We start from the raw sequence: 15,692 nt of genomic DNA, 5'->3' as shown, positions 1-15,692 counted from the left end.
CTCATCTCTTTCTTGACGCTAAATCAAACCATACTCGACAAGTTATCGTAAAAGGTACTTTACACCACACCTCGTGTTTGCAACTGTTGAATTTCTTCTTCACTACACCCCAACGAAATAAGTATTGCCTCTGTATGCTCCCCTAAAGCTGGGATGGCGTCCATACGATAGTCAAAAGCATTATTTTTGCCTGGAGGTAACAAAGCAGGCAACTCTCCCACTGGACTATCGACACTTGTCCAGCGCTCTCTAGCTTTTAGTTGCTGATGTTGCCAAACACCTTGCATATCATTCACACTAGCATTGGCAATACCAGCCTTCTCAAGACGAGCAATAACCTCTTCTTTATCTAAATCTGCGAATACTTTCTCAATAATCCCTTTTAGACTTTCTCTATTAAGGTGACGCAAACTATTGCTGGCATAAAGAGCATCTTCTGCCAATGCTTCTTGCTGTAATACTATCTGACAAAACGCTTTCCACTCCCTTTCATTTTGCAGACCCAGCATCACGGTTTCTCCATGGGCAACAGGAAATGGACCATAAGGGTAAATCGCTGCATGAGCTGCCCCTGCTCGCACAGGAGGTGTGGCTCCATTATAGGCATAGTAGAGAGGAAAGCCCATCCACTCCACCATACTCTCTAACATGGCTACATCAATATGACTTCCTTCCCCTGTTTTCTCTCGTAATAGTAAAGCAGACAATATATTGGTATAAGCGTACATGGCTGCAGAAATATCCGCAATGGAACAGCCCGCTTTTGCCATCTCATCAGGTGTACCTGTCACGGAAACAAAACCAGACTCACTTTGAATGAGTAAATCATACGCTTTTTTCTGCTCATAAGGTCCACCGACCCCATATCCTGAAATATCACATACAATCAGTCGAGGATACTGCTCATGCAATTTTTCATAAGACAAACCTAATCGGGCTGCCGCTCCAGGCGCTAAGTTTTGCACAAAAACATCAACTTCTGGAAGCAATTTATGCAAAATTTCCTGTGCTTCAGAGGTTTTTAAATCCAAAGTCAGACTTTCTTTAGAACGATTGACCCACACAAAATGCGATGCCATACCACGGACACGCTCATCATATGCACGAGCAAAATCCCCAACTCCTGGACGTTCAACCTTGATGACCCTAGCTCCTAAATCAGCCAGTTGACGTGTACAAAAAGGGGCAGCAATGGCATGCTCTAAACTCAGTACTGTAATACCATCTAATGGTCGAATATTCTGCATAACAAAACCTTTTCTCTATTCAATAAACAAGCCCGACTGCCCACCCATTATTCCGAGGATGCACCAGCAAGTGAATCCTCAAATAAAAGGACATCCGTCATTACATAATCTACTCAAATACCAATTCTGCTTGCTGTGCTATTGTACCTTCTTGCTGTGCCCACAATTTAGCAGTACCATTTGTTTCCATATATCCCTCAACCTTAAAAGGTGTTGGACAAATCAGAGGGCGTAACCCTCGGAAAGAGAAACTTTTTACTCGCCTATCTGAATGTGCATGTAAAAAACTATGTAGCACATAAGTGGCAATCATAGGGCCATGAACCACTAATCCAGGATAGCCTTCTACCCGTGTGGCATAAGGATAATCATAATGAATTCTATGTCCATTAAATGTCACTGCAGAATAGCGAAATAACATCACACTGCTAGGCTCAATATCTTCTGACCATTGTGCCATTGGTGCTACTTGTGTCCCAGTTAATTTAGGGGGACTAGGTTCACGATACACAATATCCTGTTCCTCACTGATACACAATATCCCCTCTTGAAAATACTCATGCAACACAGTAACAAACAATAGTTTGCCTGTGCTTCCTTCCTTTTCCTTAATCGACTTAATTGTAGAAACTCGTGTCCCCTCTTTTCCTACAATTAAAGGTTGCATAAACTGTAATCGCCCTCCCGCCCACATGCGATTACGATTGTCGGCAGGAGGCAAAAAACCACCGCGTTTGGGATGACCATCTCCCCCCAACTCATTTAAACTTAAAGGATCGATAAACAATGCCCATTGCCAAAGATGGGGTAATGCATCCCCCTCTTTAGGAATCTTAGCGCCATGTAAACTTAATGCTATTTTCTTAACATGGCTAGGACTTATCCACTCAGTACATGTTTCTTGCTTACCTAACCATTGGTTTAAATCCACCGACATTCTTTTCTCCACTAATAAATGTGTCACTCTTTCATTTTACCCATATATCGTCGTATTTCGCTTTAATGATTGTCGCTTATGAAAGTTTTTTGTCACTCTTGTTAAACCAGTAAACTGCATATCTCCAACGACTCGCTAGCCACTTAAACCTTGGTGATTAGAAAGACTATAATGTTAGCCATTCCCTCTAAAATATTCGGTTAGGAGTTCATATTTATGTATCTTGAAGATAATCAATACAACGACATTCGCGAGGCGATTCGTGATTTAATGAAACAGTTCCCCGCAGAGTATTTTAGAAAAATAGATGAAGAAAAAGCCTATCCCGAGCAATTTGTCAATGCCTTAACTCAAGCAGGTTGGCTAGCAGCGCTTATTCCTACAGAGTACGGTGGTTCAGGTCTTAGCCTAACTGAGGCCACTGTCATCATGGAAGAGATCAATCGTCAAGGGGGCAATTCTGGCGCCTGTCATGGGCAAATGTACAATATGGGCACATTACTTCGCCATGGTTCCGAAGCACAGAAGCAGCGTTATTTGCCTAAAATTGCTACAGGAGAATTGCGCTTACAGTCTATGGCAGTTACAGAACCCACGACTGGAACGGATACCACCAAAATTAAAACAACAGCAGTAAAGAAAGATGGCCGCTATGTAGTGAACGGACAAAAAGTATGGATTTCTCGCGTTCAGCACAGTGATTTAATGATTTTATTAGCCCGTACCACACCACTGGAGCAAGTCACCAAAAAATCAGAAGGCATGTCTATTTTCTTAGTGGATATTGCACAAGCAATGCAACAGGGAATGACGGTGCGTCCCATCCCTAACATGGTCAATCACGAAACCAATGAATTATTCTTCGATAATTTAGAAATTCCTGAAGAAAACCTAATCGGAGAAGAAGGAAAAGGATTCAAATATATCCTTGATGGTCTGAATGCAGAGCGCACACTCATTGCTGCCGAATGTATAGGCGATGGCTACTGGTTTATTGACAAAGTCACCCAATATGCCAAAGACCGCCAAGTCTTTGGCCGACCCATTGGACAAAATCAAGGCGTGCAGTTCCCTATTGCCAAGGCCTTTATTAATATTGAAGCAGCTAGTCTAATGCGCTATGAAGCAAGCCGGCGTTTTGATGCCCATTTACCCATGGGAGCACAAGCAAATATGGCTAAACTTTTAGCCTCAGAAGCATCATGGGAGGCGGCCAATGCTTGTCTACAATTCCATGGCGGTTTTGGATTTGCCAACGAATATGATGTTGAACGTAAATTCCGTGAAACTCGACTCTACCAAGTTGCCCCCATTTCTACTAACCTCATTTACTCCTATGTCGCAGAGCACATATTGGGACTGCCTAGAAGTTTCTAAATGGTTTGATAGGTACCCAATCACTCATGGGCGCCTATTGTTTGATTACTGAGGTAACGTTATATCGTAAATATAGACGGTATTTTTATCAATTTTTCCGGTAGCAGGTAGCCGTTTAGTCACCACTTCTCCCTTATCACTCATAATACCGAAGTCATCATCATTGATAACAGCCAACTTATTCTGTCCAATCAACCACATCCCCTCAAACTTGTCATGAGGATAGGCGTTTTGTGCCACTAAATCCAACACCAGTTTTTTAGTAGCAGGCTTAATACCTGCTTTTGCTAACTCTTCCCATGATGTCTGCTCAAGTGTTTTACCATTGACCAGTAAACCTGTTGGTGCCGATACATCACCACTAACATCTGTCGCTTCACTCACATCAACCAGATACACATGTTTTTGTACTTTCTTATCCGTATTTTGTAGAAATTTTCCATCTCGTTCATCCACTAAAAATTTATTATTCCCTAAAGCAATAATGGCTGAATTTGCAAAATTCTTACCATTTTGCTGGTAAAGATATTGTTTCGTTTTTCCTGTTTCTAACTCAAAGGTGATGATTCTTGTTAAGGTTTTATTCTCAACCTCTTTTTTACTAGGGTTACTCAATGTAGATTGCATGATACCCACCAATGTTTTGCCATCTGGTGTGATACTAAGCCCCTCCATCCCACGATTAGGGGTTCTCTTGGCTAAAACAGCAGGCAATTTACGTCCCTTAGTGTTGACGCCTATCGGGCTCATGCGTTCTTGTTCTATCCCTTCGGCATTGAATCTTACAATATGTGGACCGTACTCATCAGACACCCAGAAACTTCCTTGCTCATCCACCACCAATCCTTCACTATCTATGCCGTATTCATCAGTTCTGAGCAACTGCCCTTGCATATCAATGGCTTTTTCCCCTGTACTTCCCATCCCTTCAGGATTAGGTAAACCAGTTAATTTCTGCCCATTAGGACGACGTAATGGAATTTCTTTTAACAAGGTAACCTTGCCAGATGTCTCTCTCTGAAAATGACCAATGCTTGGTGTATAGTTCGGTACAGGAAATATTTTGGTACTTTTTTCTGTTGCATCTGCATTAGGTCCCCTATCTGTAAGCACATAAAAACGAGAGGGATTCTTTGGGTCTATAAATGCATCAGAACCATAACCGCCATGATTAATCGTTATTTCTCCAATCTGTACTAATGGGGTGACTGGTAACTCATGACCAGAAGATGTATTTGCCATTGCTTGTAAAGGTAAAAGACTGGCACCTACGGCATAAAATAATGAGGAAACTAACTGTGAAATTTTCATAAAAAAACCTCTTACCATGCAGAAAAACTCATTGTAAGAGGGCATTAAGTCAATTCTATGACAAGGTTAAGGATTCTCTTAATGGGATGACTCATCCATATAATCTTATTAAAGAATCCCCTACTTCATTTGTATGTGAAGCTAAAACACATTTTCTGAAAAATCACCCGTTTTCATTTTGTGTAATCGCTCTACATTAGCTTGCGTGATGGGAATGCCTTTTAACATAGACTTCTCACGCTCCTTATAACGTCGCTGTGATGGCAATCGAGCCCCTTGTTGCTCAAACTCGCTCAACAAACGCTGGGTATGTTCTACTGCGTCTGTAATACCAAATGCATCTGGAGAAATAGCAATAATCAGTTCCCCGTGACGGGGAGCCAGCATACGCCCCTTATCAAACTCTGAGCTTTCGATACTTAAAAAATCACCAATTAGCACCCCGGCCAACAACTCAATCATTGTCGAAAAAGCAGACCCTTTGTAGCCACCAAAAGTCAACAAGGCTCCATCATCTAACACTGCCTCAGGATTCTTTGTAGGCTGTCCCTTGCTATCAATACCCCACCCATCAGGTAATTCCTGTTGTTTGAGACGATAAAGCTCTACCTCTCCACGTGCTGCTACCGAAGTCGCAAAATCAAAAACATACGGATTACCCCCTGTGCAAGGCCAAGCAAATGCAAAGGGATTAGTTCCCAACAATTTACGAATACCACCCGCAGGTGCTACATAAGCCGCACTAGGACACATGGCTAAAGCAGCCAACCCCTTAGCAGCAAATCGCTCAACTTCAGGCCATAAGGCTGAAAAATGTACGCAATTATTAATAGCCATAGCACCAATGCCATATTGTTTCGTCTTTTCTACTAGAACATCAAAACCACAATCGAATGCAAGAGGAGCAAAACCTCCTTTCGCATCGACTTTAACAATAGGTTTATTTGGCGTATTAAATAACACTGGCTCCGCATGACCTTCAACAACACCACCTTGAATGGATTTGACTGCCCCTAAAATGCGATAAATACCATGCGACTTACATTGATCTTGCTCTGCTGTCGTCATCACCGTCGCCATAGCATCTGCCTGTGCTTTGGATAATCCACCCACAACTAGAATTTCTGATACTAGCTTTTGTAGTTCATTGAATGTTAAATACACTGTCTCCATACACCATCCTGGAATCTTGTTAAGTTTTTCTTTCTCACATCATCGACAAGAAAGCAAACAAACACTACTTATAACATATTTTAAACTAGTGACATACACTTACCTACTTGTGATAAGTGTATGAAGTATCAACAAGTTGTTTTCCTTAGGAAATCAAATATCCTTGGTTCATCAATAATTTCAAGCTAGCTTCTGGCGTAGTCATTACACTAATATCTTTTAAAGGATCTTTGTTATAACCGACGAAACTAGCATCTGCTCCAACCAAGATTTCTCCAATAACACCCTGCATCTTAAAGCAGTCAGCTGCATTACAAGTCGCTTGACGAATAAGTTCTGCATTATCAACAATCTTTGCCCGGATATTAAATTCTTCAAGCTGATATTTGTGCATAGCACCAAGCAGGTCACTTCCATATAGCATTTTGACTCCTGTGTCATAAGCCATTTTTAAAGCAATCTCTCCTGCATCTAACACTCGGTAAATTTTCTCTTCCATGGAGGCAGGTAATCCACTAGCAACACCCTCTTTAGCCAAAGCAGAATAAGTAATAAGAGTAGGAACAAGATAAGCCCCATATTTCACAAATAAATCACAGCACTCTTGGTCAATAAGGTTCCCGTGCTCAATTGTCCTTACTCCATTTTCTAGCAGTCTCTTCACGGCTCTTGCTGTATAAGCGTGAGCCATACAATAAATATTGGCAGCTTCAGCCTCCTGTACAATGGCACGCAACTCCTCTATTGAATACTGAGTACTATCAATTCTGTCTGTAGGAGAAGAAACACCACCAGAGGCCATAATTTTGATTTGGTTAGCACCCTTACGGATTTCATCTCGTGCAGCTTTCCTAACTTCAGTAATACCATCACAAACTCGTCCAAGACCACAGCAACAAAAACATCCTTCAAATGCCAATCTACCACGAGTTCTCACATCACCATGCCCTCCTGTTTGTGACAATGCTTTGCCACAAAATAATATTCTGGGACCTAGTTCTGGACTCTCTTCCGTTGATTTTGCTAAGCCATAATCAGCACCACCAGCATCTCGGACTGTAGTGAATCCCCTTTTCAACATACCTTGAAGAATATGTGTAGATTGCACTGCCACGTAAAAAGGAGAAGAAATCTCCAACTCGGCAAAATCAGGAGTAATTGCTGTTGTGTGTACATGAGCATCAATTAATCCAGGCAACAAGAACAACCCTGAACAATCAATAGGAGTGTCTTTGGTTGCATATATGGGATTTTCCAAAAGACTGTTATCCCCTATCTGCTCTATCTTTCTATCTTTGATAACAATAGTTTTCCCTGTCTGATATTGAGCAGTCCGAACATCTAAGTAATTAACATTTTTTAATAGCTTAATCATCTTTAAGTCCTCATAATACTAGGTAAATAGGTAACAATTTCAGGGAAACAATAAATCAGCAACAAGAATACCATGTCACATAAGATAAACCAGAAAACACCTCTAAATATCGTCTGTAATGGTATGTCACCTGGGACAGTTGCCTTAATAACGTAGACATTCAGACCAACTGGTGGTGTCACTAACCCCACCTCTAACATCTTTGTCACAAGAATACCAAACCAGATTAAATTCAAATTGGCTGCCTCAACAAGAGGTAAAAGAATCGGAAGAGTTAATAATAAAATTCCAATGGAATCAATAAACATGCCCAAAAACAAATACAAGATAATGACAGATAACACTACCCACCACTGTTCCTGGTTAATAGAAAGGATAAAATGTGTAAATGCCTCAGGGACTCCACTCAATGCAAGGAATTTAGTAAAGAATAAAGACCCTATCATAATGAGAAAAATACTCGCTGTACTATATGCAGTATCTTTTATTGCTTCTTTAATTGCATTCAATGATAATGTACGTTTAAGAGCGGCAATAAATAATGTGACAACTGAGCCAATAGCTCCTGCTTCAGTAGGAGAAAAAAGTCCAAAAAATATGCCCCCTATTACAAAAGCAATCAGGGTTGGTAATGGCCAGATATGCAAAAAACCTTGCATAATTTCTTGCATGGAATATTTTTCATTCTGATCCACTCCATAAAGACGTGGATTATGTCGGCAACGCAACCAAATCATGGCTATAAATAGGAACGCCGTTAGCAAACCAGGTAACACACCAGCCATGAATAACTGACCAATGGATACATTAGCATATACCCCATACAATACAAGAATGACACTTGGTGGAATAAGTGAGCCTAATGTACCCGCTGCTGCTACTGTACTTGTGGCAAGTGAAGGGTTATACCCCCTCTTTAACATTTCTGGTATTGCGATTTTAGACATTGCCCCAGAGGTGGCAACACTCGAACCTGATGCAGCTGAAAAAAGTGCACATGCAATAACACTAGAAATTGCCAGTCCTCCTGGTATCTTGTACAGAAGCATTTGTAGAAATTTAAAAATGCCATTTGTTAAATTGGTTGTGGTACATAAATATCCCATCAAAAGGAACATTGGTGCAGCAGATAACTCCCATTGACCAACAAAATTGTAAGGAGTAGAGGTGATAAGACTTAGAGAAACATCCCAAGAGGTAAGCATTGCAATCCCCACAATGGATACAAGCCCTAAACTAACACCAATAGGGATACGCAATAAGATAAATCCTAAAGCAAAAATAATACCTACAATACCTATTTGCAGAGAATCCATTACTCAAACACTCCTTCACTTTTGGTATCTACACGACTAAATAATTGCAAAATAACTACTAGCGTTAAAGAAATGAAGCCAATAGGTAATGCCCATTTAGATGGCCAGATATAAAACGTAAAATTCGCCATAGCCTCTTCGGAAGACTCATAAGAAGATATTGCGTCGAGCAAAGTCTGATAACTAAGAATTGCATAGAATGCGATTTGTACCAATAGCCCTATTTTAATTACCACCGTCTGTATCGTTTGCGGAAGCAGATTGGTTAGCACATCCGTGGCAATATGCACATTCTTTTGTTGTGCATATGAGGCACCCAGAAAAACGGCAAAAATCATGTAATAAAATGAGGTAAATTCCAGTGTTCCATCTAAATAAAACCCCAATAATCTACCTATAAAATCCATGAAAATATGTAAAGCCATTACTACCAGAGCAACACTCGCAACAGCAAAACACAACTTAGATAATTTTGTTATCAAACCTTGCCCTAAACTCATAACTTACTCACCATAGTTGCTAGGTAATTTGTCAAAAATTTCTGTCATGAAAACAGACTTCATCGCTTCTATGTCGTCTACATTTTTATCTTTAAGCAAATCCACCCATTTATTATAAGTAGCAACAAAATCATCTAAAGTTGCCTTAGCATCTTTAATTTTGTAGCGTTCTTCTGCTTTGGTATATGCATCCTTAAGTGATGACTCTCGGAATTTCTTGACAGAGTCCATAATATCCGCCGGTGCATCAATAACAGATTTTCCTTTGGACCTAGCAAAATCAATAGCTGCAGTATCCTCTTTTTTGTAATTAATCACTATGTTTGCCATAGAATATGCAGAAGCTTCTTTGAACCATTGTTTTTCTTGCTCAGATAGAGATTTCCAGAACTTTTTATTGAAACCCCATAATGGACCAGACCAGTAAACTCCCGTAGGAACAAGCACTGTATATGGTGCGACTTCCCACAATGAACGGGCTGTCAAATCTAAAGGTGAATTACTTGCACAATCCAAAGACCCTCTATCCAATCCTGAATACATTTCACTGGATGAAACATTAATTGCATTTCCACCAATTGAACCAACCCATTCAGCAACCACTGATCCTGCAGTACGGATACGTTTTCCTTTTAGGTCTGCCAAACTATTCACTGGTTGACGACAAAAGAGTACATAAGGAGAAGTAGCATAAGCCCCCAAGTAAACAATACCAGCCTTCTTCCACTCTGCTAATTGCACAGGATTGTTCATGCTAAATTCTGTTACTGCTGCAATAGTAGCCATTTGATTATCAAAATTAAAACCTAATTCCTGCACAGCATTTGCTACTGGCAAATCTGATGGGGTATAAATGGCAGGATGATGAGCCACTTGAACAACATTATCACGCAAGCCCTTTAAGGCAGCATTCGCAGCTAATAAAACAGTCCCTGTGAATACCTTAGGATTTAAATTCCCCCCTGATATTTGTTTTACATAATCAGCCCACTTGAGATATCCATAATTAGTGAAAGGATGTTTTTGGTCGTAAAGTACATTCGCATTAAAATTTTTAGCTGCTAATGCTGAACTTGTAAAAGCCACGGTTGCTAAAGCAGAGGCAAGTAATTTATGCCATTTATTCATGTGAGCTATCCTCCAAAAATGATTCATAAAATCTAAACGACTAGCCTCCTCATCCGTGCAATGGATTCCTTGCTAGACCGACACCTTATGGCAGGTGTAGTAATATTTCCGCATGTTTTAGTTTGTTCGTCAACAAGGGAGAAACCCTATACAAAAACTTTTTATGAAATAACAGGTTAACCTAGGTTAACTAGAAACCTTCAAAAACAAGAAAACACCTTGTTTTTTTAAACTTAAAACAATTTTTGAGAGATAAAAGGGAAGGAAATGAGGGAAAAATCAGAAAGAATTTTTTATATTCTGGCTGTTGCATTCATGCCAATTCTCATTGCAATTATAAAAAATGCTCTTTTTTTTCTCTTGCTTGCACTATTTTTGTGCATTGAGAAATGCATCTTATATTTTAAGTAAGATGAAGATTATTACAGCAACAGAGTGCTACGGCTTATCTGTTCTGTCGGGAATATCTCTCCCATCAAAATAAACTCAAATTTTCATTTTCTGTCACTGTTTCTTTAGAGGCATTTTGCTCTGATTTTTCCTTATACGCCTTAAATCGTCGAAAACGACACGCTCGCAACACCTCTCTTTTTTGCCCATTAGAAAGCTGTTGCCAGTAAAATCTTTCATCTCGCGTGCGGAAACAACCCATGCAATACCCTTTAGCGTTTGACTGACAAACGTTGATACAGGGGCTAGGTATATCAAAAAATTCTAGTTGTTCCATGACATTTAAGGCCTTGTGCCAGTTAGTCTATGTCTTCACAAGTTTACTACGCACAATATCGTAAACTAAATTAAAAACATAAGTATAGGGCAAATAAAATAGAATAAAGACGATGTCTAGTGCAAGTGCCTCCCGTAGGCTCATGTTAAGGTACCACATAATAAATGGGATAGCCATCAATAAGAGGGTAAACTCAAAGCCTATAGCATGCAATGACCGCACTCTCTTAGTTTTGGTGAGATGATGTTTTTTTAACCAATAATCAAAAATACTGTTATAGACCATATTCAACATCAAGGCCATCACGGCAATGACCACTGTCACAATACCCATTTCAAACAGATTATGATCAAATAACCATGCCCCCAAAGGTGCTGATATGCCAATACCTAATGCCTCAAAAAGAAAAGCATAAAATAACCGTTCACCAATGCTCTTGCGATAAACCTGATTAACTTGACTCATATCTATTCACCCACCAAACAGCGTAGGAAACCTGCCACATCAAAAAACATCCACTTTTATGAAAGTATCTTTCCAAAAGCGAGGGGAACACACCCGTGCTCCCCTTTTGACCTACCAGCTCATTGTAATACTACTATCTACTTTTGTGGTCTGACTAATGTATTCTTGCCAAATAAACTCTGAACCATTTCCACCGCAATATTAGCGGTCAAATTACGCACATCTAGTGCAGGATTAAGCTCCACAATATCCAATGATGCCATCAATCCAGTATCTGCTATCATCTCCATACAAAGCTGTGCTTCACGGTAGTTAGGGCCTCCACGTACTGTGGTTCCTACCCCCGGTGCAATTTCAGGGTCTAAGAAATCCACATCAAAGCTCACATGTAAATGCACCCCATCATGTAAACCCTCTAAGGCTTTCTCCATCGTATGACGCATGCCCATTTCATCAATATAACGCATATCGAATACTTGAATGCCTGCTTCGTGAATGAAATGTTTTTCACCCTCATCCACACTACGAATACCAATCTGACGGATATTCTTTGCTTCCAATGCAGGTACATGCCCCGACATTTCCACTAATGCCTTGGGACCATGTCCGTATAAACATGCGACAGGCATACCATGCATATTGCCCGATGGCGTAATCTCTGCAGTATTAAAATCAGTATGTGCATCTAACCAAATGATACGCAGCTCTTTATTTTGCTCACGGCAATACCGTGCTACTGCACTGATAGAGCCAGCGCCCAAGCAATGGTCACCACCTAACATAATAGGCATATGCCCCCTTTTAAGCTCCGAATAAACCGCATCATGGGTTAACTGATTCCATTGAACCACTTCTTCTAAATGTCGATAGCCGTTGACAGCAGTAGTAAATGGATTAGCTGGCCCATGCAGATTGCCCATATCATAGACCTCTAATCCCATACCCTCTAGCATTTGTGTAATACCTGCTACACGCAAGGCTTCTGGCCCCATACTAGCCCCTCGATGTCCGGCACCGACATCAGTTGGCACACCAATTAAACTTACTTTTTTAGGCATATTCTCCTCACTATGCAATCTATGTGAATGCTATTGTCGCATAAATAGCAGAAAGGCTTCAATGTTTAGGCCTTCACATCAACCCACAACTCACCCAAATTATCAATGCCAGCTTTCATTTTATCGCCAGGAATCACTTTACCCACCCCTTCTGGAGTACCTGTAAAAATAACGTCCCCTGGTTCTAAAGTAAATAACTTAGATAAATAGGCAACAGTTTCAGCTACAGACCAAATAAGGTCTTTAATATTACCCTGCTGTTTAATTTGTCCGTTGAGTGCCAGCCAAATATTTCCCTCTATAATATGCCCTACTTTAGAAGCCGGATAAATAGGGCCAATAGGGGCAGAATAGTCAAATGCCTTACCTATCTCCCAAGGACGACCATTCTCCTTCATTTGGGCTTGCAAATCTCGTCGAGTCATATCTAAACCAATCGCATATCCCCACACATGATCCAATGCCTCTTCAGGAGATATATAGCTTCCTTTTTTACCAATAACTGCCACCAACTCCACTTCGTAATGAAGATTATTCGTTTCTGAGGGATACGGCAGTTGATATGTTTCTCCTGCAAGGACTGGTACCACAGCATCAGCAGGTTTACAAAAGAAAAAAGGAGGTTCTCGACTAGGATCAGAGCCCATTTCTCTTGCATGTGCTGCATAATTTCGTCCAACGCAATACACTCGACGTACAGGAAATTTTTGCTCGCTACCCACTATAGGGATGGCCACTAATTCAGGCGGAGTAAAAAGATAAGTCATTTGTTTCTCCTTCAACTTACAAAAAAGGTCCAGCTATGGACTATCCAATAACTAGACCTTTATCTGTGAGGTGCATAAAGTTAATACAACACACGAGTCTTAATCGTACCATCAATAGCTTTCAACTGATCAAGGATACGTGCTTCAGAACTTCTTTCCACATCGATTACAACATAACCAATATTGCCCTTAGTTTGCAAGTATTGCCCCACAATGTTAACACCATCTTGTGTAAAGACCTTGTTAAGACTAGTCAACACACCAGGTTTATTGATATGGATATGCATATAACGACGGGCGTCCTTGTTCTCTGGTAATGATACTTCAGGGAAATTAACTGCGGATAATGTAGAACCATTATCAGAGTAGCGTACAATTTTGTTAGCTACTTCAATACCGATATTACCTTGGGCTTCCACTGTAGAGCCGCCAATATGAGGCGTTAAGATTACATTATCAAATTTACGCAAGGGAGATAAAAATTCCTCTTGGTTTGACTTTGGTTCTACTGGGAAAACATCAATGGCAGCCCCCTTGAGGCGTTTATTTTCTAGTGCATCTGCCAGAGCATCGATATCTACTACAGTACCACGTGATGCATTAATAAGAATAGCATCTTGCTTCATTTGGGCAATACGCTCTGCACTCATCAAATTCTTAGTGCTTTCATCTTCTGGGACGTGCAATGTCACAATATCACTTTGTGCTAATAACTCACTTAAACTAGATACAGCACGTGCATTACCCAAAGGTAACTTCGCCTCAATATCATAATACAGAACTTCCATACCTAAAGCCTCAGCAAGGATACTCACTTGTGTGCCGATATGTCCATAACCCACAATACCTAGCTTTTTACCGCGCACTTCATGACAACCCTCTGCAGATTTAGACCACCCACCGCGGTGAACAATGGCATTAGACTCAGGGATTTTACGCATCAATAAAATAATCTCGCCCAATACCAATTCAGCCACTGAGCGTGTATTTGAGAAAGGGGCATTGAAAACAGGGATGCCTCGCTTGGCAGCACTGTCTAAATCCACTTGGTTAGTACCGATACAAAAACATGCAATGCCTACTAATTTATTAGCATGGGATAACACTTCATTCGTTAATTGAGTACGTGAGCGAATGCCGATAAAATGAGCATCCGAAATTGCCTTGATTAATTCATCACCGGCCAATGCTTTTTTATGAAATTCGATATTGGTATATCCATGAGCACCCAAAACATCTAGTGCATTAGGGTGTACCCCCTCTAACAAGAGGATTTTGATTTTGCTTTTATCAAGAGAAAGTTTTTCCATGCTAAAACCTATGGGATAAATAAAAAAGAAAACTGCTTGTTAGTTTACTATCCTTCCCTACTTCAATGCGCTTCAAGCAATAGAATTTTACAAATAAAATACAGCGTTATCACTGTCTTCTTAAAACACATCACTTTATGTTATAAACATAATCCCTTTTAGCTATCTGTGACCACATTTTTAATTCTAATCATGGCAGTCTGTTATATGTCATCAAAGAAGTAAAGAAACTACAAATAGTGCATAACCATTTTTCGACCCTCTACATCCACCACTGGGGCCCGTACATCAAACAACTCCACCAAATTATCCTCGGTCAATATCTGCTGTGGAGAACCCTCCAACACGACTTTCCCATTTTTCATTCCCACGATATGGTTTGCATATGCAGAGGCATAGTTAACATCATGCAATACCACTACGATTGTGCGTTGGTAATCATGTGCGATGCGATATAGTAATTTCATTAATTGTCGTGAATGGTACATATCCAAATTATTCAGCGGTTCATCTAGTAGTAAATAATCTGTGGATTGACAAAATACCATAGCAACCATCACCCGCTGTCTTTGTCCTCCTGACAATTCAGTAACATAACGATGCCGCAGATTAGTCAAATGGAATTTTTCTAAAGTGTCTTCTACTATTTCTCTATCCTCTGCTTTTGGTCTGCCTTTGTGATAAGGATAACGCCCAAACATCAACATACTTTGCACACTAATCCGACTCGTTACAATATTCTCCTGTCGCAAAATGGCAATTTTCTGAGACATGATAGCATTTGAGGTATGCCCTACATCAAGGCCATCAACAAGAATGCGTCCTTGTTGTATAGGCAATAACCTTGCTATATGAGAGAACAGGGTAGATTTACCTGCACCATTAGGTCCTACTAAAGCCGTAATTCCCCCTCTGGGAATAGATGTATTAATATCTGTCAAAATGGCTTGTTGCCCCACATGGTAACTCAAATGTTCAACTTTAATCATCTTTCAAATCTA

Annotated in this window: 15 protein-coding genes; 1 reads left to right on the top strand and 14 read right to left on the bottom strand. The window is 40.3% G+C overall.

Annotation, left to right across the window (positions count from 1 at the left end; translation table 11 throughout):
* Positions 1-59: 59 nt before the first annotated feature.
* Both HKX40_RS07895 and HKX40_RS07890 read right to left on the bottom strand, forming a co-directional pair.
* Positions 60-1,247, bottom strand: a complete 1,188-nt coding sequence (locus HKX40_RS07895) for a CaiB/BaiF CoA transferase family protein (RefSeq protein ID WP_171589038.1) — start codon at positions 1,245-1,247, stop codon at positions 60-62.
* Between the two features lie 109 nt (positions 1,248-1,356).
* Complete coding sequence (locus tag HKX40_RS07890; protein WP_171589037.1) at positions 1,357-2,184, bottom strand: HTD2 family dehydratase; 828 nt, start codon at positions 2,182-2,184, stop codon at positions 1,357-1,359.
* 216 nt (positions 2,185-2,400) lie between these two features.
* Between HKX40_RS07890 and HKX40_RS07885 the strand changes: the two genes are divergently transcribed.
* Positions 2,401-3,561: an acyl-CoA dehydrogenase family protein gene (locus HKX40_RS07885; protein WP_171589036.1), complete on the top strand. Its 1,161-nt coding sequence runs from the start codon at positions 2,401-2,403 to the stop codon at positions 3,559-3,561.
* Positions 3,562-3,606: 45 nt separating this feature from the next.
* Here HKX40_RS07885 and HKX40_RS07880 read toward each other — a convergent pair whose 3' ends face one another.
* From HKX40_RS07880 to HKX40_RS07825, 12 genes are all read right to left on the bottom strand, one after another.
* A complete protein-coding gene (locus HKX40_RS07880) occupies positions 3,607-4,872 on the bottom strand; it encodes an esterase-like activity of phytase family protein (protein ID WP_171589035.1) in 1,266 nt (421 codons plus the stop codon).
* Between the two features lie 141 nt (positions 4,873-5,013).
* Positions 5,014-6,045 (bottom strand): Ldh family oxidoreductase, encoded by a 1,032-nt coding sequence (locus HKX40_RS07875; RefSeq protein WP_171589034.1) that lies wholly within the window; start codon positions 6,043-6,045, stop codon positions 5,014-5,016.
* Between the two features lie 145 nt (positions 6,046-6,190).
* Positions 6,191-7,420 (bottom strand): metal-dependent hydrolase family protein, encoded by a 1,230-nt coding sequence (locus HKX40_RS07870; protein WP_171589033.1) that lies wholly within the window; start codon positions 7,418-7,420, stop codon positions 6,191-6,193.
* A gap of 2 nt (positions 7,421-7,422) precedes the next feature.
* Positions 7,423-8,736 (bottom strand): TRAP transporter large permease, encoded by a 1,314-nt coding sequence (locus tag HKX40_RS07865; RefSeq protein WP_171589032.1) that lies wholly within the window; start codon positions 8,734-8,736, stop codon positions 7,423-7,425.
* On the bottom strand, positions 8,736-9,236 hold the full coding sequence (locus tag HKX40_RS07860; protein WP_171589031.1) for a TRAP transporter small permease: 501 nt from the start codon (positions 9,234-9,236) through the stop codon (positions 8,736-8,738). The genes HKX40_RS07865 and HKX40_RS07860 overlap by 1 nt, the downstream gene beginning before the upstream one ends.
* 3 nt (positions 9,237-9,239) lie before the next feature.
* Positions 9,240-10,364 (bottom strand): C4-dicarboxylate TRAP transporter substrate-binding protein, encoded by a 1,125-nt coding sequence (locus tag HKX40_RS07855; protein WP_171589030.1) that lies wholly within the window; start codon positions 10,362-10,364, stop codon positions 9,240-9,242.
* Between the two features lie 475 nt (positions 10,365-10,839).
* Positions 10,840-11,016, bottom strand: coding sequence for a DUF1289 domain-containing protein (locus HKX40_RS07850; RefSeq protein ID WP_246233642.1), 177 nt, complete (start codon positions 11,014-11,016; stop codon positions 10,840-10,842).
* A gap of 102 nt (positions 11,017-11,118) precedes the next feature.
* Positions 11,119-11,556 carry a PACE efflux transporter gene (locus tag HKX40_RS07845; RefSeq protein WP_171589028.1) on the bottom strand — a complete coding sequence of 146 codons (438 nt, stop codon included), beginning with the start codon at positions 11,554-11,556 and terminating at the stop codon, positions 11,119-11,121.
* 137 nt (positions 11,557-11,693) lie between these two features.
* Positions 11,694-12,614, bottom strand: coding sequence for an arginase (rocF, locus tag HKX40_RS07840; RefSeq protein WP_171589027.1), 921 nt, complete (start codon positions 12,612-12,614; stop codon positions 11,694-11,696).
* Positions 12,615-12,679: 65 nt separating this feature from the next.
* Positions 12,680-13,381 (bottom strand): fumarylacetoacetate hydrolase family protein, encoded by a 702-nt coding sequence (locus tag HKX40_RS07835; protein ID WP_171589026.1) that lies wholly within the window; start codon positions 13,379-13,381, stop codon positions 12,680-12,682.
* Positions 13,382-13,461: 80 nt separating this feature from the next.
* Positions 13,462-14,691: a phosphoglycerate dehydrogenase gene (gene serA, locus HKX40_RS07830; RefSeq protein ID WP_171589025.1), complete on the bottom strand. Its 1,230-nt coding sequence runs from the start codon at positions 14,689-14,691 to the stop codon at positions 13,462-13,464.
* A 230-nt stretch (positions 14,692-14,921) separates the two neighbouring features.
* Positions 14,922-15,680, bottom strand: coding sequence for an iron ABC transporter ATP-binding protein (locus HKX40_RS07825; protein WP_171589024.1), 759 nt, complete (start codon positions 15,678-15,680; stop codon positions 14,922-14,924).
* Positions 15,681-15,692 lie beyond the last annotated feature (12 nt).

The organism is Pelistega europaea (assembly GCF_013133775.1).
Classification (GTDB): Bacteria; Pseudomonadota; Gammaproteobacteria; order Burkholderiales; family Burkholderiaceae_B; genus Taylorella; species Taylorella europaea.
Note: the sequence above shows the minus strand (reverse complement) of the source record. Positions and strands in the feature narration are given on the sequence as shown.

What these genes read in the sequence shown, in the direction of transcription:
- HKX40_RS07895 (WP_171589038.1), bottom strand. Translation starts at nt 1,247, where the DNA reads ATGCAGAATATTCGACCATTAGATGGTATTACAGTACTGAGTTTAGAG.
- HKX40_RS07890 (WP_171589037.1), bottom strand. Translation starts at nt 2,184, where the DNA reads ATGTCGGTGGATTTAAACCAATGGTTAGGTAAGCAAGAAACATGTACT.
- HKX40_RS07885 (WP_171589036.1), top strand. Translation starts at nt 2,401, where the DNA reads ATGTATCTTGAAGATAATCAATACAACGACATTCGCGAGGCGATTCGT.
- HKX40_RS07880 (WP_171589035.1), bottom strand. Translation starts at nt 4,872, where the DNA reads ATGAAAATTTCACAGTTAGTTTCCTCATTATTTTATGCCGTAGGTGCC.
- HKX40_RS07875 (WP_171589034.1), bottom strand. Translation starts at nt 6,045, where the DNA reads ATGGAGACAGTGTATTTAACATTCAATGAACTACAAAAGCTAGTATCA.
- HKX40_RS07870 (WP_171589033.1), bottom strand. Translation starts at nt 7,420, where the DNA reads ATGATTAAGCTATTAAAAAATGTTAATTACTTAGATGTTCGGACTGCT.
- HKX40_RS07865 (WP_171589032.1), bottom strand. Translation starts at nt 8,736, where the DNA reads ATGGATTCTCTGCAAATAGGTATTGTAGGTATTATTTTTGCTTTAGGA.
- HKX40_RS07860 (WP_171589031.1), bottom strand. Translation starts at nt 9,236, where the DNA reads ATGAGTTTAGGGCAAGGTTTGATAACAAAATTATCTAAGTTGTGTTTT.
- HKX40_RS07855 (WP_171589030.1), bottom strand. Translation starts at nt 10,364, where the DNA reads ATGAATAAATGGCATAAATTACTTGCCTCTGCTTTAGCAACCGTGGCT.
- HKX40_RS07850 (WP_246233642.1), bottom strand. Translation starts at nt 11,016, where the DNA reads ATGGGTTGTTTCCGCACGCGAGATGAAAGATTTTACTGGCAACAGCTT.
- HKX40_RS07845 (WP_171589028.1), bottom strand. Translation starts at nt 11,556, where the DNA reads ATGAGTCAAGTTAATCAGGTTTATCGCAAGAGCATTGGTGAACGGTTA.
- rocF (WP_171589027.1), bottom strand. Translation starts at nt 12,614, where the DNA reads ATGCCTAAAAAAGTAAGTTTAATTGGTGTGCCAACTGATGTCGGTGCC.
- HKX40_RS07835 (WP_171589026.1), bottom strand. Translation starts at nt 13,381, where the DNA reads ATGACTTATCTTTTTACTCCGCCTGAATTAGTGGCCATCCCTATAGTG.
- serA (WP_171589025.1), bottom strand. Translation starts at nt 14,691, where the DNA reads ATGGAAAAACTTTCTCTTGATAAAAGCAAAATCAAAATCCTCTTGTTA.
- HKX40_RS07825 (WP_171589024.1), bottom strand. Translation starts at nt 15,680, where the DNA reads ATGATTAAAGTTGAACATTTGAGTTACCATGTGGGGCAACAAGCCATT.